A 20,850-nucleotide genomic window follows, 5' to 3' on the forward strand; every position below is an offset into this window, starting at 1 on the left:
CCAGCTGAACTCACTGTGGCAGGCTTGATACATGCATGCGATCACCGTCCGCCCTACTGACAAGACCGATTCCAAGGGGCGCCATCGTCCCGGCCCCGAGTGCATTGAATGGACCGAAGTTCCCACACCCCAACCGGGCCCAGGAGAGGTCCTTGTCAAAGTGAGGGCAGCGGGTATCAACCGGGGCGACCTGCTGCAGCGCCAGGGTCTTTACCCGCCCCCGAAGGGTGTTTCGGACACCATGGGTCTTGAAGTCACGGGCACAGTCGTCGCCCTCGGCTCTGACGTCACTTGGCCTAAGGGGGACGAGGTCGTCGCTCTACTTGCGGGCGGTGGCTACGCCGAATACGTCGTCGTCCCTGCTGGCCAGCTTCTGCCAATTCCCGAGGGCATTGATCCAGTCACGGCGTCAACTCTCATCGAGGTCGCGGCCACCGTCATCTCCAATATGGATCACGTCGGGCTAGCCAAGGGCGAAACCTTCCTCGTACACGGCGGCGCAGGCGGCATCGGCCAGTTCGCCATCCAATACGCCAAGGCGCTCGGATGCACGGTTATAACTACCTGCGGCACCGTCGAGAAGCAGGAGTTTTGTCGCAATCTCGGCGCCGACATTGCCCTCGACTACCACGGTGACTGGGTTGCCGCAGTTAAAGACGCCACCGAAGGCCGCGGCGCCGACGTCATCCTCGACGTCATGGGCGCTAAGTATCTCGGTCTCAATGTCGATGCACTCGCCACGGGCGGACGTCTCGACATCATCGGAATGCAGGGCGGCGCCAAGGGAGAGCTCAACATTGGAAAACTCCTTAACAAGCGCGCCTCTATCACCGCTACTAGCCTGCGACCCCGGCCCCTTGACGAGAAAGCCGCAATTTGCCAGCGCGTCCGCGAGGTCGCGTGGCCCATGTACACCAACGGCGATATCAAACCTGCCCCGGTCGAATCCTTCCCCATGACTGAGGCTGGCAAGGCTCACGAAAAGCTCGAATCCGGTGCGGTGCTCGGCAAGATCGCGCTCACTCTCTGACTGAGGCAATACCAGCACACCCCATCTCAAGCAGCGACCTGCCATGACGTCAGTCTTGGCAGGTCGCTTCATACTGCCCGGCAATCGTTCGGCCCTGACGGCAGACTGCCAACCCTCCACGCGTCATCAGGTGGTCCCTCAACCCAACAGACCGCATATCCATTTGGATGTCTGCATATATATGCGCTAGGGTTGTCGACGTGTCCAAGGTCATCACTCATCTTCCCGTCGGCGAGCGCGTCGGCATCGCATTCTCCGGAGGTCTCGACACCTCCGTCGCCGTCGCGTGGATGCGCGAAAACGGCGCAGTGCCATGCACCTACACCGCCGACATTGGCCAGTACGACGAACCCGACATCGCGTCAGTGCCGGGACGCGCCCTTGACTACGGCGCTGAAATCTCCCGACTCGTTGACTGTAAAGCAGCGCTCGTCGAGGAGGGCTTGAGCGCTATCGCGTGCGGCGCATTCAACGTTCGTTCCGCCGGACGCCCCTACTTCAACACCACTCCCATCGGTCGCGCCGTCACCGGCACCCTGCTGGTACGGGCCATGCATAACGACGACGTCTCCATCTGGGGGGATGGCTCCACCTACAAGGGCAACGACATCGAACGGTTCTACCGCTATGGCCTGCTCGCCAACCCACAACTGCGAATCTACAAGCCGTGGCTTGACGAAAACTTCGTCGCCGAACTCGGCGGTCGCGACGAAATGAGTGCCTGGCTCTCAGCGCATAACCTTCCATATCGCGACTCCAAGGAAAAGGCATACTCCACCGACGCCAACATTTGGGGCGCCACCCACGAGGCCAAGAAACTCGAATCCCTGCACGTCTCCCTCGAATCCGTCGACCCGATCATGGGCGTCAAGTTCTGGGACCCAGACGTCAATATCGACGCTGAGGAAGTGACGGTCTCCTTCGAACAGGGTCTGCCCGTCGCCATTAACGGCAAGGAATATGACGACAAAGTCGCCCTGGTTCTGGAGGCCAACGCCATTGGCGGTCGGCACGGCCTCGGCATGAGCGACCAGATCGAAAATCGCATTATCGAAGCAAAGTCTCGCGGCGTCTATGAAGCCCCAGGCATGGCCTTACTTCACATCGCCTACGAGCGTCTTGCCAACGCCATCCACAACGAAGACACGCTGGAGACCTATCACAATGAGGGGCGTCGCCTTGGGCGGCTGCTCTATGAGGGGCGCTGGCTCGACCCACAGTCGCTCATGATTCGGGAATCTCTCACCCATTGGGTCGCCAGCGCCATTACCGGATCGGTCACGCTTAAGCTGCGTCGTGGCTGGGACTACACCATCCTTGACACCACCGGGCCGAGCTTCTCATACCACTCCGAGAAGCTGTCAATGGAGCGCGTTGAGGGTGCCGCTTTTGGCCCCACCGATCGCATTGGTCAGCTCACCATGCGCAACCTTGACATCGCCGACACCCGCGACAAGCTTGAGCTCTACTCTGCCCAGGGCCAGCTCACGAGCCACGCTGACCTCGTCGGGCAGCTTGAGGCCGGTGGTGCAGCAGCTATTGCGTCCAACGACGATGATGATGACGGGGATGGTCAGAAGGCTCTCGACGCTGCTGCAATGGAATTTGGCGTCGACTGATCGCTGGGAAATATCCCTGATTCTGCGCATCATTTTGTCGTTACCTTGTGGCTTTCGATGGTTTTTGCTCCATATTCCTTACTTCATATGCGTTATATGACAGCAATATCGACCCCTTGACGATCACCGCCGGTTGGATTCCGTCATTTCCCGTGAGCGTTTGCGGCGATGACGAGTCGTCGCAGATATCAAGACCAGTGAGAACTCGGCCACTATCCGCAATGCGTCGACGGCGTTATCTGGGTGGGCTGCGTATCGTCGCCTAGCCCACTCAGACTGAGGCGGTAGTGAGGCGCTAATACATCGTGAACGTTATAGAGTGCTTAGATGCACGGTTACCGGGATGTTATCGCCATTCGGGAGGTATGGACGACCCTCCTGTTATCGGCCCTTATCCGCATTCCGATTTTCAGCCTCGGAATCGTCATGAGTGTCCACGTGGTGAGTTCGTTACACCTCGACTACGTGCGCGCCGGAGCGGTAACGACCGTGGTCACCGTCGCAACAATGGTCTCTGGGCCCTGGCGCGGCAGCATGGTCGACCGCCGCGGACTGCGACGCACGATGTTTCCCTCACTCATTATCACGACTGCCACGTGGGGATTGTGTCCTTGGCTAGGGTATTTTCCACTCCTAGCGCTGTGCGCAATCGGTGGGCTATGGAATTACCCGATCTTCACTATCCCGCGTCAAGTCCTTATGGCCGCCGTGCCCTCATCACGACGCCGTGCCGCATTGTCACTTGATTCTGTAAGCGTGGAAATCTGCTACATGATCGGCCCGACCGTCGCTATTATTGCCGCCACGACCATCGGGACCCAGATCACGATCACAGCGTGCGGATTCGTTGCCGCCATCGGAGCTGTCGGTCTGATGGTCCTCAATCCTGCGACGACAGAACCATCAGAGGACAACCCAGTCCCGCCCGCCGCTCGCACCCCAGCCTCAGCTGCGCCAGTCGTCCAGGCGCCTCGTAGTCGTAAGGTGGCGTGGTTGTCGCCACGGTCAGCGTCCATCCTCTTCACCGTCGTCGCCACCGGGTTCTGTCTTGGGGGTATTGAGTTGACGACCGTCGCTGCCATGAGGTCGATGGGGTACCCCGAAATGATTGGTTGGGTGCTGGCTGCATCCGGGTTCGGGTCAGCTATTGGCGGCGTCCTGTACGGAGCTTTGCCTCGAGGAGCGTCAACTGCGCTTCTCTTGCTATTTCTGGGCGCCCTCACCGCTTTAGCGGCCTTATCGAACGGCCCGGCGTCATCGGCCATCTTGCTCTTCGTGGGCGGAGTGTTCTGCGCTCCGACGATCACGTCCTCGGTCGATGCGCTGACCGACCTAGTGCCTCCAAGCTCGCGCGGCACCATCATCGGATGGCAGGGATCGTGTCTCAATGGCGGGACGGCCATGGCGGCCCCGCTCATCGGCGCCATTATGGACGCCAACGGCTGGCAGTGGGGATTCCTCGTCGCCGGAATCGCAGGTGCCGTTATTGGCGCCGCCATGTGGACGACGGAAAGGGCGATCCGCAACCGTCGCATTGCGTAGCAACGTGATATTGCGTAGCAACGTACGTAGCGTAGACCCGATCGAGTATTTGGCCCTTCACCACTCATTCGGTGAATCAGCCGATACCGGCGACGGTCTGCCAGGACTCAACTCACCGGATCGTGGCTGTACTGGCTCCTCTTCTCGCCCATGAGTCTGCACAACATGCTCAGATTTCCCGCCTCTTTCACCATAACCAGACGAGTCGTTACCTACCGCATTGTCAGCAGGTTCATCCTTCGTGTCAGCCGCTTTCCGGTCGGCGTCAATGCGATCTCGCACTGCCTCCTCTGAAGACGGAACCGACATCGTCTGTCGACTCGGCTCCTCCTCCTGTGCGACAGCGGGCTGTGGAACGTGTTTCCACTCGTCTCCCAGGTAAATGATGGTGTCGTCCTCTTTAGGAGCGCTCATCTCATTATTGGCAACACTGACCGACGACGGCTTCACGACAAACATCACCACGGCGTCTGGCATCGCGTCCCGGAATTCGTCCCAGCTGAGGTCCTCATCCAACGTGACGCGGCGCACTCGTTTGCCATTACGCCACATTTTGTCCATGGCCGAGTGCGAGGTCGGCGGATCAAAGGCCGTTCTCGCTTTGAGGATCTGCGCGGCACCAGTAGTGGCGTCACCGTCATCTCCTTCATCCATTCGCTTTAATTGGAAAACATTCGCCCGCCCCAATGCACGCCGATAATGCACCGACGCAATGGAATTAGTGTCGTCGTCTGACGTACACGCCACCATCGAGGCGATGCCTGCCAAGTCCATATCTTCGGTGGCGTATTCGGACAGAAAGTCGGCAGCCTCACATCGCAGACCGGCTTTGCGCGCTGCGTATAGGTCATAGGCGCGTCGAGTGACGATGAGGGTCGGCACGTCGAGGTCACGCAATGTCTTGGCAGTGTCGATCGTCCAGGAGGGCGACCCTGCAAACATCACTCCCCGTGGGCTTGCGGAGGCGAGCCCGAGTTTCTCGGCAAGTCTTCCGATACCCAACCCGTAGATGGCGACGGTGCAGACGATGACCAAGAAGACTAGCGGCACGAGCCTGTCGACCTGGCTAGCCATACCAGCGATCTGATTGGCGAAGGAGAGCAGTTGCTTGGAACGCTCCGGATCAGATTGCGCAATCTGCGTCGCCTGCTCCCGTACGTGGTTAGCGGATTCACTGAACTGCAGCGCAAAAACTGACGCCACCGACGCCGCCACGATTCCTCGGGGAGCCATAAACGCCATCAGCGTGCGTTCTTGGCGCGTCGTCTCGGTACCAACCAACCCCAGAAGCACCGAAGCGGGACGGATGACGAGCACCAGAAGCGCGACGAAAATGAGGCCGGTAGGCAAGATGTCGAGGATCTGGGATGGGGTGACGCGCCCGGCAAGCATGATGAACAGCACACCCACTAACAGCACCTGCAGGTGCTCCTTGAACTCGACGACGGGTTCAAGCTCAAGATTGCGCTGATTAGCCAAGTAGATGCCGAGCATCGTGACGGCGACCAGGCCCGACTCCTCCTGAAGGACGTTTGCGCCAACACATGTGCCAACCGCAGCCCCGACAAAGATCACGCCTTGCAGGAAGTCGGGAATGAGGTGCCGCCTCATCATCGCAGTAAGAATCCAACCAATAGGGCCAGCAAAGAGCAGCCCTACTAGAAGGGTGAGCCCTAAGTTCAAGACTCCCCGTCCAATGGACGATCCGTCGATGCTAGTAATGGCCTGGTAGACCAGCAGGGCCAGAATGGCACCGAGCGGATCGACGACGATTCCCTCCCACCTCAGTAGGGCACTCACTCGTCGGGTGGGGCGTAACTGACGCAAAATCGGGTTAATCACCGTTGGGCCAGTCACTATGAGGATGGCACCGAGCAGCAAGGAGACTCGTCCATCGAACCCCAGGAGCGTCGCCGCGACGGTAATGAGAACCCACGCCAACCCTGCGGTGAGAGTGCACAACCGGAAGATCGGTCGTCCGAGATCCCGGACTTCGCGCAGTTTCAGTCCAAGTGACCCCTCGAAGAGGATAATTGCCACAGAGAGGTTGACGCCGTCGAATAACAGCTTCTTACCGAAGATCTCATCGGGGGTAACCCACTGTCCGAGAGCGAAACCAATGACGAGGAGGAACAGCAGCGCGGGCAGGCGTAACCGCCATCCGAGCCACTGGGCACCGACTGCCAGGACAAGTACAAGTGCCATGTATGTTGCTGCATCCACCCAGGCACTCTAACCGGGACGCCGCCACTTTCCCACGCGGGACCGGCAGGTGACGGGTCCTGCCGCGAGTGTAAACACCGTATGCACATAGACGAAAGTCGAACGCTCCAGTCGCGCACTGTCCAAAAGTACACTCTCGGCTGTTCTGATAACCATCCGTCCGCCTCGCCTTTCGCTGCGAAAACTCGATTATGTGTACGTGCACATCAGCCCCACAAGCAAATTTGGACGTCCAATTTGATCACCGTCCACGCCACATTGCGCTCTGCAAAGCACTTGTAGCATCTCTGCCAGCTGACGTCGCACACGCCGCCTTGGCCCATTGGAAAGGAGCCATCGTGAATCGGACGAATGATCGTAATCTCCCGTCCTGCGCCAACCTCAGAGCGGTCTTCCAGCATCCCCTGCTCGAAGGTGACAGCACTGCTGCTACACCTGACGAACAGCGCCTGGAGCGCACACTGCAGGCCCGCGCTCGCGCCGCGTGCTCTAGCTGCCCACTCTTTGAGCAGTGCCTCGAGAATGCCATCCTCGATCACGACGTCGCAGGATTCGTTGCCGGCACCACACCGCGTCAACGCTCGCGCATCCGCGCCTACCTCGGCATCAAGGTGCGTCCCGACGATCTGGGATCCTTCGCCGGAATCATCGGCAGCGGCCACCAGATTGCCACCCAGGACGTCATACGGCTTCGCCGGGCTCACCCGGACCAGCCGCTGAGCTTCATCGCAGACCGTCTCGGTTGCTCGCTGTCCACCGTGAAGCGGCACCTGCGTCGGGCCCGCGACGCTTCGCCAACTCCCCATCACAAGGATCCGTCAAAAGTCGCGGCGCCCCGCCTGCCTGCCGCCTACGAGTCAGTGACTGGTCGTCCTCATCCGAGCCGTACACGGTTGGCCGCCTGAGAACGTCACGCATTGTTCACCGCGTGATCATCCTGTGGTGGCAAGCTGGCTGACATGACATTCACTCCTCGCATGGTGGCCCTCGATATCGACGGGACCCTCGTCGACCATCAAGGAGAACTTCCCGACACGATCCGTGAGGCGGTCGCCACGGTTAACGTTCCCGTCGTTTTGGCGACTGGGCGAGGGTTGTTTGGGGCAGTCCCCATCCACGAGGCACTCGGCCTACAGGGCGGACACGCGGTGGTATCCAACGGCGCCGTCACCGCATCAATGTCTCCCCTCACAGTTCAAAATGAGGTCACCTTCGACCCGCGGCCGATCATCGACCACGTCATGGAGGTTTATCCTCAAGCGCTCATCGCCGTCGAAGAGGTTGGCGTTGGGTACCGGCTCAACCAGCTCTTTCCAGCCGGTGAACTGCAGGGTGAACTCCACATCGAAACGATTGACGAGTTGGCATCACGCCCTGCACCGCGAGTCATCATCCGTGACCCAAATGGTTACGCTGATTCGTTCAGTGATCTAGCGCGCAGCCTCGACCTACATAGTGTTTCCTATGTCATCGGGTGGTCGGCGTGGCTCGACATCACCCCGGAGGGCGTCACGAAGGCTTCCGCCCTTGACGCGCTATGCCGCCTCAAGGGAGTCGATCCCAAGGACGTCCTGGCCATTGGCGACGGTAACAACGATGTTGAGATGCTGCAGTGGGCCGGGCGCGGGGTAGCCGTCGGGGATGCCCCTGACTCCGTCAAAGCCGTGGCTGACGACGTCGCGCCATGTTTTGCCGACGGTGGCACTGCGGTTGAGCTGAAACGCTGGTTCTGAGGCCAGGTTGCCAGCACGGCGTCAGGTTGCCAGCACGGCGTCAGTCGATCCGACCAGCTCTCAGCACCCCCGGTTCGACGTGGCACTGCGCACCCAAGTCCATAGCGGCAATCCTCCCAGCTGACCGAGCCTCGAACAGCTTTGGCATCAGCATGGCAGCTAATGCCGTCGGCGAGATGGTGTTGACGTAGACCTTCGTCCCGCCTTCAAATCCGGCCAGGGTCGAGACCCTCAACTTGAGGATGATCCGCCATGGCACCGCCACCCCGGTACCCACTGGGCGGTAATGCCATTCCTCATTGGCAGGCACATCATCGCCCACCGCCACGTGCGCGGCATGGAGGAGATCTGAGACGGCGTCAATACCATCGTCGCCAACCCGCCAGGGCTGATCGGCTCGACTCGTGGACCACACCTCCACCGACGGGTACCGGTGCCCGAACCCAACCGTCATGACGGCACCCTCATTGCGGGCCAACACCAAGCCATGCTTCACTGCGAAGTCGGGGCCCCACCGGTTGAAAATATCCGGATCAAGAACGGCCTTCGGCAGCACGGACTCGTTATCGGCACCGATCTCGTCAATGGCCACCAGCTGCTTATGCAAGTGGTCAAAGGAGGCCCCCGCTGCCTTGAGCCAGTTCTGGAAAACCACCACATACCGCACATGCTTGTTGTGGCGATGTAGCTGAGCCATCGAGTCGACGGTCAGCGCCATAAAGGCCCGATGCTCGTCAACCGTAAGGCTCGCCGATCCGGCAATGTCGGCGGTCGTCGTCCCCTCGTCGGTGTAGTGACGGCGGGCGACGATGACGTCATGCCCACCAGCAAAAAACGCCGCCGACGCTTGTCTCAGTTCTTGAGGCCCAAGGTCCTCAGCGCGCTGGTCCGACCCCACCGCCTTAAACTTCGCGTTGAGGACTGACCTCACATGGGCCTCCCCCGCCGGATGAGATAGGTATTCCTCCTGCCACTGCCGCGACACCCGAGGAAGGTCCATCCCCCAATTGAGCTGCCAGTACTGCCACGACAGAATTTCGAAAAGGTTGGGGATGCGCCGAAATTCTGGAATGGTCGAGTCAAGTTGATCTGCCGGAACACAACGAATGAGATCGTGACCGCGCACCAGGCCGCCTTCGCGTTTCACCAGCCGGGACTTCTCCGGCGGTGTCAGCACGTGGTTATCGGGGCAGAACGCGCAGGCGGCACGACGATCACGCTCAGTCAATTCCCGGGCGTGCTCGACCGGCTTACCCAATGGGCGCGCTCCCCGGCCCGGAACCGTCCACACTTTCGTCCCGGTGAACGGATTGACCTGCTTGATTGTGCCGTCGGGCAGCTCCCGGTAGTACAGGTCGTCGCTCACTTCACCGGCTCAATGATCTCGCGACCACCGAGGTAAGGACGCAGGGCCTCCGGCACCCGCACCGAACCGTCGGCCTGCTGGTGATTCTCCAGCAACATGATGATGATGCGTGTCATCGCGCACAAGGTGCCATTGAGGGTAGCCAAAGGTTCGACTCCGTCAGGCCCCCGGTGGCGGATGGACAATCGACGCGCCTGGAAGGTCGTGCAATTCGACGTCGAGGTGATTTCGCGATAACGATTTTGGGTCGGCAACCAACCGTAGCAATCGTATTTGCGAGCAGCCGACAGGCCCAGATCACCGGAGGCGACGTCAAGCACCTGGAACGGGATGTCTAGCGCGGTAATGAAGTCTTTTTCAAAACTGAGCAGCTTCTCATGCCAGGTCTCGGCCTCCTGCGGCAGGCAGTAAACAAACATTTCGACTTTGTCGAACCAGTGGACCCGGAAGATTCCTCGGGTGTCCTTGCCATAGGAGCCTGCCTCACGTCGATAACACGGCGAGAAAGCGACGTAACGCTTGGGGAGCTCAGCGTCGTCGAGGATCTCGTCGGAGTGGAAGGCTGCCAAAGCCACTTCGGAGGTTCCAACCAGGTATTGATCATCCTTGGGCAGGTAGTAGACGTCGTCAGCAGCTTGGCCGAGAAAACCGGTACCCTCCATGGCCGACGGCTTCACCAGGGCTGGCGGGATCATTGGGGTGAATCCCCACTGGGCTGCTTTGGACATCGCGAGGTTGAGCAGGGCGAATTCCAACTGAGCGCCAACACCGGTGAGGACGTAGAACCGGGAGCCAGAAATCTTCGTGCCCCGCTCCATATCAATAGCGCCGAGAGCTTCACCAATTTCAAGGTGATCCTTGGGCTTGAATCCTTCAGCGGCGAAATCACGCGGAGTTCCGATGGTCTCCTTGATGACGCCTTCGTCCTCGCCGCCTGCGGGGACCCCGTCGATGACGATATTGCCCAAAGTCTTGGCAAGCTCGACAAACTTGGCGTCAGCCTCGTCTGCAGCCTTCTTGAGGTCAGCAACGTCACCGGAGATGGTCTTCGTCCGCGCCAGCAGCTCCGCCTTCTCGTCACCAGATGCCTTGGCAATCCGCTTGCCGAGTCCCTTCTGTTCTGCGCGCAAATGCTCGTGAGCAGCAATGGCTTCACGACGAGCCTCATCTGCGGCGACGACGTCGTCCACGACCGAGGGATCCTCGCCGCGGGCGATCTGGGAACGACGAACGGCATCCGGATCCGTTCGCAGGAGCTTGGGATCGATCATGAAACTGATCCTACCGGGCTAGATGCACACATGGGTGAGGCCCAGGTTGCAGACAGCCTGGGCCTCACTCGTCGTCAAGGCATCACTTGGTGCGCTTGGCGTTATCGATGTCGATCTGCTCCTTGGCAACCTTGTCGGATACGGTCTCGGTGTCCTGCACGGCTTCTTTGTTAATTCTGATCTTCTCGACGCCGACGGTCTCCTTGTTGACGACTGGACGCTCTTCATGAGTCACGATGTCGTGGGTACCCTCGGACAGTTTGACGTCATCAGCGGCAACCTTCTCATCAAGAGGAACACGCTCGACGTGAATCTCCTCACGCTCAACCGGAACCTCAACGGTCTCGGTGTCGTGGACGATGTGCTTGTGGATACGCACGCGACCAGTCTCGACGCGCTCCTTGCCTACATTGAGGCGCTCCTCGTGACGGACGACGGAGCCGTCCCCAGCAACTGGAGACTTGTGGTCGGTGCCGTGATCCTTGGTGTCAGAGACCGTCTTGTTGTCGGCAACCTGATTGCCCCCAGCTCCACCAGCGGCGACTCGACCACCCTGGTTGACGTTCTTGTCTGTGGTCTCAGTCTTACCGGTGGTCTTGCCCGAAGCGAAGGCGTCGGAGTAGTAGCGGTAGAGCTCCTCGGTTTCATCTTCAGACAGGTGACCGTCGGGGTCAACGTTCGGGGCGTCCTTCACCTTGTCCTTGGTGTAGATAGTGCGGATCTGGCCACCCGAGGTTTCCAGGCCCTTGAAGGGGACAAAGGTCTCATTGCGTCCGAATAGGCCGGTCTTGACGGTCACCCAGGCCGGCTGACCTGATGCATCATCGAGGTAAACCTGACCGATCTCGCCAATTTTGTTACCGGACTGGTCAACAACCGTGCGGTCGTAAAGAGCGTCGATCGTGGCGTTTGTAGGCGTCTTGTCAGTCGACATTCTTGTTTCCCTTCGTTGAGATTTCCACCAATCTCGTCGGGTAACCGAACGAGATCGGCTGATGTCTTCGACGATACGGGACAAAGGACCACATGCAAATCGGCCAGAGAGCAGGATTTCCGTTAATATTTAAAACCCTTGTTTCTATACCATGCCTATGGTAAGGTGCGCTCATTATCGCAGTGGCGAAGGTGGTGTCATTTTCCGGTAACCCGCGCAAACCATTCCTCCGCCGCGGCGTAGTCCTCGTCACGGAAGCCACAGCCGACACCACAACCTTCTGACGGCGATGAGCCCGTTATGAAGCCGTTTGGATAGGACCCGAGAAAGATCACCTTACGGCTGATCCGATACAACCCTTTGAGTGCGGCAGCCATCCTCGCATCCTCAATATGGCCGATGGCGTCAATAGAGAAGCAGTACTCACCCAGACGATCCTTCGTCGGGCGAGATTCAATTCTCGACAAATTAATTTTGCGGAAAGAGAACTGCTGCAAGATTTCCAGCAACGCACCGGGATGGTCATTCGGAGGAACGACGACAACAGTAGTTCGATCATCGCCAGTTCGCGCCATCATCTGACCGTTTCTTGCAACAAGGATGAATCGCGTCACGGCGTCGGGATTATCGGCAATTCCCTGTGCTACAGCTGTGAGTCCGTACATTGTTCCGGCAACCTCTGCACATACCGCGGCATCAAATCGAGACCGCGGGTCGGAGACCTCCTTAGCGGCCGCAGCCGTTGAACCACCCTGGGTGATCTCGGCATGGGGCGAAAGGTTGGCAGCCAACCACTCCCGGCACTGATTCGCGGCATGAGGATGGGTCAAGACGTGGCGAATTGACGACAAGCTCGTTCCCGGACGCACATAAACGTTGAACTGCACCGGAATGACGACTTCACGGACGATCTGCAACCCACCAAGCACCGCGAGGGTATCGAGGGTGGCACTCACTCCGCCTTCCACTGAGTTCTCGATGGGAACCAGTGACGCCTCAACGTCGCCGTCAACGACCCCCTGGAGAGCACCTCCCACTGTCGCGTAAGGGCGAGCGTCATCGTAGTCGAGAGTTTTGAGAGCCTGATGGGTGAAGGTACCCGCAGGGCCGAAGTATCCATACACGTCGCCAGACTATCCGCGAGGTCGCAAATGTGATCGCGACTCCGTTAAGCGGGCATTTTTCGCACCCGATCGAGAAGGCAGACACCATTCCACGCCGGATCATCTGGACTCGTCCATTGCGGAGCGGGGCGCTCAAGCGCATCAGAGAGAAGGGCGAGGTACTCACCACGGTCGACCTCAGTAACACCGAGGCTGGCCAAATGCGGGGTGCTCCATTGAACATCAAGGAGCCCACCGCTGAGTTCGCAGACCAGCCTCATCAGAGCCGTCTTGGAGGCATCGCGGCCATACTCTGGATCATGAAACATCGACTCGCCACTGAAGAATCCCCCAACATTGACGCCGTAGAGGCCTCCTACGAGGCGGCCTTGCGTGTCCCACGTCTCGACTGAATGGGCCCATCCGCGATCATGAAGGTATTTGTAGGCGTCCATGACCCGGTCGTCGATCCAGCCGTAAGGGCGAGTTGGGTCCGCACACCGCGCGATGACCTCATCAAACGCGCGGTCGATGGTCGTCGTGTGATGTTTAGTCGTTTTGCGCAAGCTGCGGGCGACCTTGAGGTGGCCGGGCAACAGGATGCCACGGCGCATAGGAGACCACCATGCCGTCGCACCATGAAATTCCCGAGGCACCTCGTTGTCGGTAATGGGCATGGGGAAGACGCCTTCGTGAAGGGCCGCCAACACTAAGTGAGGACTAAACACTCCCGTAATCGCGATGAGATCATCGTCAGGCCACTGATCCGGGTCTCCGAAAAGTTCTGGCACCGTCACTGACTTGGCCTCCTGAGAGTTCGCTGCCGGTCTATTGTCCACCCGGCGGTAACGAGACTTCCCCGCGCTCCGCCTGGACGGGCATCGTTCTGCTACTCGGCGGTATTCATCCCGGCCAGGCATTCGCGTGCCCCGCCATCGGCTTGACATTTTTCTCGCACCGCACGACCTGATGGGGCCCTACTGCCGGTACGAGCGTAACGGTCCAGATGCTGTCGGCCGTCTCGGTGGCCACATCGAGGGAACGGGTGATCGTCGTCGCGCTTCGACGGCTGAGACAGCGACCCAACCGTCGCCGCAATCACACAACGAGCCAGTCTGGGCTCCGAGCTGGTCCCGGCTCCGCTCCCTCCGTGCGGCGCCACACGCGCCGCAGAGCACAGGGCCGCCGCCGTTCACTGGCCGGTCCCACAGCACAGTGCACTGGCCTTGTCAGGCGCGCCCTTATCACGATTGACAACCGCCGTTCACTGGCCGGTCCCACAGCACAGTGCACATTTTTGTCACGCAAGCACGGTCACGAGCACCACGGTGCTTTGTCCCCCGGTGAGCTGACAATTTCGTTCGGTGACTGTGAAGTCAAATGAGTAGGCGATGGCCTCAGGGAATCACATCGGCCGAAATTACATCTATGTGAGTTGTCCCCAGTTGGTGGATAACCCTGTGGATAACTCATGGAGGCACCTAGCAGAAACAGCCAGGTACCCAGCGCTCAGCGGAGATCTCCCCCTAGCTGTTTCGTCAATGCTGCAGCATGGCGCCACACCCAAATACTCGGCCCCACACGGACCTGGGGGGAAACATCATCTTGTTGGTGGGGGTACCCGTGTCCGGCACGGTCCGCTATGACATTTCGATCGACTTCGAGCGGTATGTCACCCGTTGTCACCGACCAGGCCACAATCGTCGCAACAGGCCCTCGCGACGCTGCCACCACCCGACAACCCCGCACCCAACAACCCCACACCCGTTCATGGAGAGGCCGCCATGGTTCGTCGCCACATCGGACGATGACGTGGGTTAGCCCAAGACCGTGCTCAAGTGCCAGTCCATCGGTTCGCTGATCATGGCACCGACAGTTTGCGCGCCCATCAATCGCTCAATGAAAGTCGAGAAAACACGTGCCTGAGCATCCCTGGCACCGAGCTAATAGCGCTAGATCAGGCAGTGACGACGTTAGTCAAAATCAAGCCCATCATAATGATCCCTACCGCCACGCGGTACCAAATGAACCCGGTGAACTTATTCGACGAGACAAACTTCAGCAGCCACGCGATAGAGACATACGCAACGACGAGGGAGACCACAGTCGCTATGATCGTCGGCCCCCAACCGATTGCGGCAGCACCACCTGAGGCGGTGGAAATGTCACCAGCGGCGGAGACGGTCTCGTACAGCCCGGCCGCAACCAGCGCTGGAATGCCCATGAAGAATGAGAGTCGAGTGGCCGTGGCACGGTCAAACTTGCGGAACAGGCCAGCAGAAATCGTCGCACCCGATCGGGAGATGCCGGGGAAGAGCGGGGCTAGGGCCTGGAAACATCCAATGACGACGGCATCAACGACGCCAACATCCTTCATACCCCTGTTGAGACCCGACTGACGATCCCCTAGCCACATCACACCGCTCCAGAGGATAAGGGCAATGGCGACTACCCACAGAGAGCTCAACGTGTTTTCAATGGCGTCTTTGAACACCAACCCCACGACACCCACTGGAATCGAGCCCAGGATAATTCCCCAACCGAGGGTGTAGTCCGGATCATCACGGTCGTCCTTGTGGATCAGCCCTTTACACCATGCAACGACAATGCGCACGATGTCGGACCAGAAATAAATGATCGCAGCAATGATCGCGCCGACCTGGATGATCGCGGTGAAGGCAGTGATCCCGGCACCTTGGATGTCGTATCCCAGTAGCTTCTCAACAATGCGCAGGTGACCAGTGCTGGAGACAGGCAAGAATTCGGTGATGCCCTCGACTATGCCGAGGATGACGGCGTGCAGCCAGTTCACGGATGGAAACCTCTCGATTGGGAGCCAAGCGGATGCGAGGGTCAGCGCATCCGGGCCCCAACATTAGATGCTGGCAACGACAACTTCCGCGTCGTGGCCTCACATTCGTGACTGCGGTAGGGTCTAGGTTCCTCCAGCTACGACCGCGGTCGTTATTCCCGCCGCGGGCTCACCGCAGACCACAGGTCCGCGATGCGTTCCCTCAGAGGTACTCCACGGACCCAAATTCGGTGTGTGAGCAACCCGGACCGCCGTCTGCACTGAGTTCACTTCGACCGGCACTCACGCTAACGGTCGACTCTTCGCTGCCAGTAGCCCCGAGGTTGAGTGTTGAAAAATGTCGCCTCCGAGAGCCCGACATCATTGTCGTGCCTCACACCTCTGCGAGGCGATATTTTTCGCACTCACACGCCGCTCACTCCTGGCTGCGGCCCCCGAGTTCGGCATCGAGAGCACTCAGACCTGCGACGTCGGCACCCTGGATGCGCGCAATAATCCCCCCGACAGTGGACTCCTCCTCGTCTTGTTCCTTGAGGAACCAGTCCACAAGCGCAATGGACTCCTCGTCTCCGGCAGCGACACACGTCTGCTTGAGGTCGTTGATCGCTGCGGTGACCTTTTTCTCGTGGGCCAAGGACGCGTGAAAAATATCCAAGGGGGAAAGACCCACCCCTACCTGGGGCGACTCAATGGCCTCAATCTGGGGACGACCGCCGCGCTCAAGGACATGGTCGGCGAACTTGTGCGCATGGGTAATTTCCTCATCAGCTTGCGCCCGCATCCACGCAGCAATGCCCGGATAGCCCTGGTTAGCGGCCTCGAAGGAAAGCTGACGGTACGTGAGATCGGCAATGAACTCGAGCGTGACCTGGTGGCTGAATGCCGCCGCGATATCGTCTGGAATATCCATGTCAGTATTTTACGGTCGACCGCCGATTTTCGCCGCCGAATCAGGGGAACAGGCGGTACGTGTAGCCGTCACCCACCCGCCATACTGAGACCCCGGCCACCCCAACGTCCAGAGGCACCACACCAGCGAGAATTCTGACAGCTCGGCCCTGTAATTCCGGCAGAACTTGGTACCCCATTGTGACGTGCGGGTTCCACCATCGAGGCCCGTAATAGTTGAACGCAATAACTCCAGCCGCAGCCAACCGACGGTGCAGCAACTCGTGGGGCCGCTGGAGGGACTCCGGCAGACACTGTGACGCGCGAAAATTACCGGCAGGGGCAGTGGCGGTGCACAATTCGGCCCCTCCCCCTTGTGTGGCGTCAGAAATTGTCACGGGATCATTGGGCGTAGGGTTGTGAGGGCATAACGCAACGACGCCGTCAGAATTGGGAAGGCGGCATGACGTCGTGAGAAGAATCTTGGCGGGCCATCCAGCATCAACGAGATGGGAATCAACACCCTCCATGGTCGAAACAGCCGCGATCGTGATGTGGGCTGGCTGGTGCAACACAGGTACGCCAGCCGCCATGAGCCGACTACGGATACCTTGTAGGGTCTCTTGCGCTTTGTCGTCAAGGGTAAGGGACAAGGTGTGGGTGAACACCACGCCGGGCTGCCAGTCGATGCCGTCTGTCACAACTTACCCCCAAACGTGTTACGGTTTTGTGAATTTTGTCACTACAACCTCTCAACATAGGGCATAGTTCCAACCACGATGCCGAAGGAGGCGCCAATAGTGACAAGCGAAACACAACTAGTCCGCGAGGAACACAACCTCGGACGAGCTGCACTCAACACCCTGAAGGGGTGCCTGGGCAACCTCGTCGAGTGGTACGACGTCTACACCTACACGGTCTTCGCGACATACTTCCAAAACCAGTTCTTCAGCCCCGAGGACAAGAACTCGCGCATCTACGTCTATGCCGTGTTCGCCATCACGTTCCTCATGAGGCCATTAGGGTCGTGGTTTTTCGGGCGATGGGCAGACCGTCACGGACGCCGCTCTGCCCTCACTTTTTCTGTCCTCGTCATGGCTTTCGCCTCGCTCGTGGTAGCAATCCTGCCGTCACGTGACCGCATTGGTATGTGGGCCGCTGTCTTGCTCATCATCTGCCGCATCGTTCAAGGCTTCGCAACCGGAGGCGAATACGGCACCTCGGCGACTTACATGTCGGAGGCGGCCGTTCGTCACCGGAGAGGATTCTTGTCGTCTTTCCAATATGTGACCCTTGTCGGCGGTCAGGTCATCGCCCAGGCTGTTCTCCTCATCGAGACCGCCACCATGTCTCACGATCAGATCGCCACCTGGGGTTGGCGCATTGCTTTTGGTATTGGCGGCATCGCAGCAGTCGTCGTGTTGTGGATGCGACGCACCATGGATGAATCCCTCACGGAGGAGCACCTGAAGAACATCCGCTCCGGCCTAGACCGGGATTCCGGCACGATGCGTACCCTGCTGGTGCAACACTGGCAGCCCCTTCTGTTGGTGTTCCTCATCACTATGGGCGGCACGGTCTGCTTCTACACCTATTCGGTCAACGCTCCAGCCATCGTCAAGTCCACATTCGAGGATGATGCGATGACAGCGACCACTATCAACCTCATCGCGCTCATCATTCTTATGTTCCTACAGCCCATCGGGGGCCTCATTTCCGACAGGATCGGCCGCAAACCGTTGCTAGTCTTCTTCGGAGTCGGCGCCATCTGCTACACCTGGGCGCTCATCACCTTCCTACCGAAGACCACGAATCCTTTCGGTGCCTTCGGTCTGCTGCTGGTCGGCTACATCATCTTGACCGGATACACGTCGATCAACGCTCTAGTGAAGTCCGAGCTCTTCCCAGCCAGCATCCGTGCCTTAGGTGTCGGCCTCGGCTACGGACTTGCCAATTCCTGTTTCGGTGGCACTGCCCCACTCATCTACGAGGCCTTCAAGGAACAAGGCAAAGTAACGTGGTTCATCGGCTATGTCACGACTTTGACTTTCATCTCAACCCTCATTTACATCTTCGGGTTGAAGAACAAAACCGCAACGTATCTTGATCACGAGCAAGGACATGCGTGGGCCCATAATGAGGGAGGGACTCCGCCGGCCGCCATATGACACGTGGGGCACGTGGTGAACCCCTGAGGCGCAACAATGAGGTTGCCTCGTCATTTACTTTCGCCGGTGGTGACGCAACAAGGGGGAGGATGCCCAGTGGGCACCTCCCCCTACGTCTGCGTGTGCGTCACGCGGCGGGAACAGTCTCGACCGTGACGTGGCCCTTAATGGATTCATGCAGCTTAACGCCGACGGTATGCTTGCCGATGGTCTTGATCGGCTTGGTGATCTCGATAGCCCGCTTATCGAGGGCGGGGCCACCAGCCTTCTTGACGGCCAAAGCGATATCGCCAGGAGTCACCGCACCAAACAGACGACCGCTATCCCCGGCTTGGACTGTCACCTGGACGACCAGATGCTCCAGCTGCGAGCGGATCTGCTCAGCCTCCTCCTTGGACTTGATCTCCTTGGCCTGGCGAGCGCGCGTAATGTCCTTGATCTGGGCCTCAGCGCCACGCGTCCACTTGATGGCGTAATTCTTCGGCAGCAAGTAGTTACGGCCGTAGCCATCCTTAACCTCGACGATGTCACCAGGGACACCAAGCTTCGCCACCGGGGCAGTGAGAATAAGCTTCATGTCTTTCTCCCTTCTCAGCGAGCCGTCGAGGCGTACGGGAGCAGTGCGAGTTCGCGTGCGTTCTTGATCGCGATAGCAACCTTGCGCTGATCCTGAACAGACAGCCCGGTAACGCGACGAGCGCGAATCTTGCCCCGCTCAGAAATGAACTTGCGCAGCAGGGCGGTGTCCTTGTAGTCAACCGCGCCAATATGCACGGTCTTGATCGGAACGACCTTCTTCTTGTTCACAGACTTGCGCTGTGGACCGGCCATTGTGGTGCTCTCCTTCGTATGAAAGCCCGGCTTTTGCCGGAATGTGCCTTGTCCGCAACCCCCGGATGGGGGCGCCGAACCTGATGTTTTTTGATGACGCTTTGCCTCAGCGACCTATTCCTACCGATCAGAACGGAGGCTCGTCGGTCTGGGCTGAGGCCCACGGATCGACTCCGCCACCACGGTTGGCGTCACCGTTGTTATAAGACCCCTGGTTCCCGGAGTTCCCACCCCAGTTACCTCCCTGACCACCCGACCAACTGCCCTGGCCACCACCGGAGTTTCCACCCCAGTTGCCACCCTGACCGCCGCCAGCATTGCCGCCCCAGTTGCCTCCACCGGAGGACTGGTTACGCGAAACCTTCGCCGAAGCGAACCTCAGCGACGGGCCAACCTCGTTGACGTCAATCTCATAGGAGGTGCGGCGGTTACCGTCGCGATCCTCGTAGGAACGAGCCTTGAGATTGCCGTTGACGACGACGCGCATCCCCTTTGAGAGGGACTCAGCAACATTTTCGGCAAACTGACGCCACACAGAGCAGTTGAGGAACATTGCCTCACCGTCACGCCACTCATTGGTCTGCCGGTCAAAAGTTCGCGGGGTCGACGCCACCGTGAAGTTCGCGACGGGCACCCCGTTGGGGGTGAAGCGCAGCTCAGGATCAGCAGTTAAATTGCCGATCACCGTAATGGGTGTTTCGCCAGCCATGTCAGTCTCCAGATCGCAGCGGTTCTCTTAGTTTGCAATCAATGGTTCCAGTGTGCCGCTCGCCCCAGACAGTCTCCCGGGCATCGCCTAAGAAACAGAGCGAACAGCCTTGTGGGGTCTGAGATCGTCAGTGGATCTCGGGACGCATGACCTTGGTACGCATGACCTTCTCGTCGATGGCGAGAAGACGATCCATCTCCTGGATGGTCGCGGGCTCACAGGTCGCGTTGACGACGACGTAAATGCCTTCCGACTTCTTCTGAATGTCGTAGGCCAAACGACGCTTACCCCACACGTCAACGTTATCGACGGTGCCCTTCTCGTCAGTGATGACCTTCAGGTACTTCTCCATAAGGGAATCGACCTGACGCTCTTCGACGGTCGGATCAATGATGATCATGACCTCGTACTTACGCATACGCTGACTCCACCTCCTCTGGTCTCAGCGGCCACGAGTACATCCCGTGGCAGGAGGGCGAATGCCACCGGTCAAGATCTTCCCGACCGGCCAGCCACCATGACAGGCAGCCAATTGAGTACAATACCGGGCGATCGGCCGTTCTCCGAATTCAGCTGATGCGCACACGGTTATGACGGTATAGCCACACCACCCAATCAGCT

General features: G+C 59.2%; 19 protein-coding genes. 6 read left to right on the top strand and 13 right to left on the bottom strand.

Annotation, left to right across the window (positions count from 1 at the left end):
- The first annotated feature begins 31 nt into the window (after positions 1–31).
- The 3 genes from FYJ43_RS00185 (at position 32) to FYJ43_RS00195 (ending at position 4,191) form a co-directional block, all read left to right on the top strand.
- Positions 32–1,030 carry an NAD(P)H-quinone oxidoreductase gene (locus tag FYJ43_RS00185; RefSeq protein ID WP_154560939.1) on the top strand — a complete coding sequence of 333 codons (999 nt, stop codon included), beginning with the start codon at positions 32–34 and terminating at the stop codon, positions 1,028–1,030.
- A gap of 167 nt (positions 1,031–1,197) precedes the next feature.
- Positions 1,198–2,649, top strand: coding sequence for an argininosuccinate synthase (gene argG, locus FYJ43_RS00190; protein ID WP_154560941.1), 1,452 nt, complete (start codon positions 1,198–1,200; stop codon positions 2,647–2,649).
- 327 nt (positions 2,650–2,976) lie between these two features.
- Positions 2,977–4,191, top strand: a complete 1,215-nt coding sequence (locus FYJ43_RS00195) for an MFS transporter (protein WP_154560943.1) — start codon at positions 2,977–2,979, stop codon at positions 4,189–4,191.
- Between the two features lie 57 nt (positions 4,192–4,248).
- Here the strand turns inward: FYJ43_RS00195 and FYJ43_RS00200 are convergent, their stop codons facing one another.
- Positions 4,249–6,396, bottom strand: a complete 2,148-nt coding sequence (locus FYJ43_RS00200; RefSeq protein ID WP_154562003.1) for a cation:proton antiporter — start codon at positions 6,394–6,396, stop codon at positions 4,249–4,251.
- Positions 6,397–6,752: 356 nt separating this feature from the next.
- On the opposite strand from FYJ43_RS00200, the gene FYJ43_RS00205 reads away from it, so the two are divergent.
- Both FYJ43_RS00205 and FYJ43_RS00210 read left to right on the top strand, forming a co-directional pair.
- The gene (locus tag FYJ43_RS00205; protein ID WP_326833195.1) at positions 6,753–7,319 is read left to right on the top strand and encodes a WhiB family transcriptional regulator; all 567 of its coding nucleotides are present in this window, start codon (positions 6,753–6,755) and stop codon (positions 7,317–7,319) included.
- 72 nt (positions 7,320–7,391) lie between these two features.
- On the top strand, positions 7,392–8,147 hold the full coding sequence (locus FYJ43_RS00210; RefSeq protein ID WP_195839877.1) for an HAD family hydrolase: 756 nt from the start codon (positions 7,392–7,394) through the stop codon (positions 8,145–8,147).
- Positions 8,148–8,187: 40 nt separating this feature from the next.
- On the opposite strand, the gene FYJ43_RS00215 is transcribed toward FYJ43_RS00210, so the two are convergent.
- From FYJ43_RS00215 to FYJ43_RS00255, 8 genes are all read right to left on the bottom strand, one after another.
- Positions 8,188–9,513 (bottom strand): DUF4921 family protein, encoded by a 1,326-nt coding sequence (locus FYJ43_RS00215; RefSeq protein ID WP_326833196.1) that lies wholly within the window; start codon positions 9,511–9,513, stop codon positions 8,188–8,190.
- A complete protein-coding gene (gene serS / locus FYJ43_RS00220; protein WP_154560949.1) occupies positions 9,510–10,784 on the bottom strand; it encodes a serine--tRNA ligase in 1,275 nt (424 codons plus the stop codon). The genes FYJ43_RS00215 and serS overlap by 4 nt, the downstream gene beginning before the upstream one ends.
- Positions 10,785–10,866: 82 nt before the next feature.
- Entirely contained in the window at positions 10,867–11,718 is an 852-nt protein-coding gene (locus FYJ43_RS00225) for a DUF2382 domain-containing protein (RefSeq protein ID WP_154560951.1), read from the bottom strand.
- Positions 11,719–11,915: 197 nt separating this feature from the next.
- Positions 11,916–12,842, bottom strand: a complete 927-nt coding sequence (gene pheA, locus FYJ43_RS00230; RefSeq protein WP_326833197.1) for a prephenate dehydratase — start codon at positions 12,840–12,842, stop codon at positions 11,916–11,918.
- A 44-nt stretch (positions 12,843–12,886) separates the two neighbouring features.
- Positions 12,887–13,618 (bottom strand): leucyl/phenylalanyl-tRNA--protein transferase, encoded by a 732-nt coding sequence (aat, locus tag FYJ43_RS00235; protein WP_326833198.1) that lies wholly within the window; start codon positions 13,616–13,618, stop codon positions 12,887–12,889.
- 1,160 nt (positions 13,619–14,778) lie between these two features.
- Positions 14,779–15,633, bottom strand: coding sequence for an undecaprenyl-diphosphate phosphatase (locus tag FYJ43_RS00245; protein WP_326833199.1), 855 nt, complete (start codon positions 15,631–15,633; stop codon positions 14,779–14,781).
- Positions 15,634–16,048: 415 nt separating this feature from the next.
- Complete coding sequence (locus FYJ43_RS00250) at positions 16,049–16,543, bottom strand: ferritin (protein ID WP_154560957.1); 495 nt, start codon at positions 16,541–16,543, stop codon at positions 16,049–16,051.
- A gap of 40 nt (positions 16,544–16,583) precedes the next feature.
- Entirely contained in the window at positions 16,584–17,222 is a 639-nt protein-coding gene (locus FYJ43_RS00255) for a hypothetical protein (protein ID WP_326833200.1), read from the bottom strand.
- 99 nt (positions 17,223–17,321) lie between these two features.
- On the opposite strand from FYJ43_RS00255, the gene FYJ43_RS00260 reads away from it, so the two are divergent.
- Positions 17,322–18,689 (top strand): MFS transporter, encoded by a 1,368-nt coding sequence (locus FYJ43_RS00260; RefSeq protein WP_407643710.1) that lies wholly within the window; start codon positions 17,322–17,324, stop codon positions 18,687–18,689.
- Between the two features lie 127 nt (positions 18,690–18,816).
- Here the strand turns inward: FYJ43_RS00260 and rplI are convergent, their stop codons facing one another.
- From rplI to rpsF, 4 genes are all read right to left on the bottom strand, one after another.
- Positions 18,817–19,266 (bottom strand): 50S ribosomal protein L9, encoded by a 450-nt coding sequence (gene rplI, locus FYJ43_RS00265; RefSeq protein WP_154560961.1) that lies wholly within the window; start codon positions 19,264–19,266, stop codon positions 18,817–18,819.
- A gap of 14 nt (positions 19,267–19,280) precedes the next feature.
- Entirely contained in the window at positions 19,281–19,520 is a 240-nt protein-coding gene (gene rpsR / locus FYJ43_RS00270) for a 30S ribosomal protein S18 (protein ID WP_002514173.1), read from the bottom strand.
- Positions 19,521–19,647: 127 nt separating this feature from the next.
- Positions 19,648–20,229: a single-stranded DNA-binding protein gene (locus FYJ43_RS00275; protein WP_154560963.1), complete on the bottom strand. Its 582-nt coding sequence runs from the start codon at positions 20,227–20,229 to the stop codon at positions 19,648–19,650.
- Positions 20,230–20,356: 127 nt separating this feature from the next.
- Entirely contained in the window at positions 20,357–20,647 is a 291-nt protein-coding gene (rpsF, locus tag FYJ43_RS00280; RefSeq protein ID WP_154560965.1) for a 30S ribosomal protein S6, read from the bottom strand.
- Positions 20,648–20,850: the final 203 nt, after the last annotated feature.

Source organism: Cutibacterium porci, from assembly GCF_009696315.1.
In the GTDB taxonomy this organism is placed as follows: domain Bacteria; phylum Actinomycetota; class Actinomycetes; order Propionibacteriales; family Propionibacteriaceae; genus Cutibacterium; species Cutibacterium porci.

Coding starts and splice junctions, on each gene's coding strand:
- FYJ43_RS00185 (WP_154560939.1), top strand. CDS start 32: ATGCATGCGATCACCGTCCGCCCTACTGACAAGACCGATTCCAAGGGG.
- argG (WP_154560941.1), top strand. CDS start 1,198: ATGTCTGCATATATATGCGCTAGGGTTGTCGACGTGTCCAAGGTCATC.
- FYJ43_RS00195 (WP_154560943.1), top strand. CDS start 2,977: ATGCACGGTTACCGGGATGTTATCGCCATTCGGGAGGTATGGACGACC.
- FYJ43_RS00200 (WP_154562003.1), bottom strand. CDS start 6,396: ATGGCACTTGTACTTGTCCTGGCAGTCGGTGCCCAGTGGCTCGGATGG.
- FYJ43_RS00210 (WP_195839877.1), top strand. CDS start 7,392: ATGGTGGCCCTCGATATCGACGGGACCCTCGTCGACCATCAAGGAGAA.
- serS (WP_154560949.1), bottom strand. CDS start 10,784: ATGATCGATCCCAAGCTCCTGCGAACGGATCCGGATGCCGTTCGTCGT.
- FYJ43_RS00225 (WP_154560951.1), bottom strand. CDS start 11,718: ATGTCGACTGACAAGACGCCTACAAACGCCACGATCGACGCTCTTTAC.
- FYJ43_RS00250 (WP_154560957.1), bottom strand. CDS start 16,543: ATGGATATTCCAGACGATATCGCGGCGGCATTCAGCCACCAGGTCACG.
- rplI (WP_154560961.1), bottom strand. CDS start 19,266: ATGAAGCTTATTCTCACTGCCCCGGTGGCGAAGCTTGGTGTCCCTGGT.
- rpsR (WP_002514173.1), bottom strand. CDS start 19,520: ATGGCCGGTCCACAGCGCAAGTCTGTGAACAAGAAGAAGGTCGTTCCG.
- FYJ43_RS00275 (WP_154560963.1), bottom strand. CDS start 20,229: ATGGCTGGCGAAACACCCATTACGGTGATCGGCAATTTAACTGCTGAT.
- rpsF (WP_154560965.1), bottom strand. CDS start 20,647: ATGCGTAAGTACGAGGTCATGATCATCATTGATCCGACCGTCGAAGAG.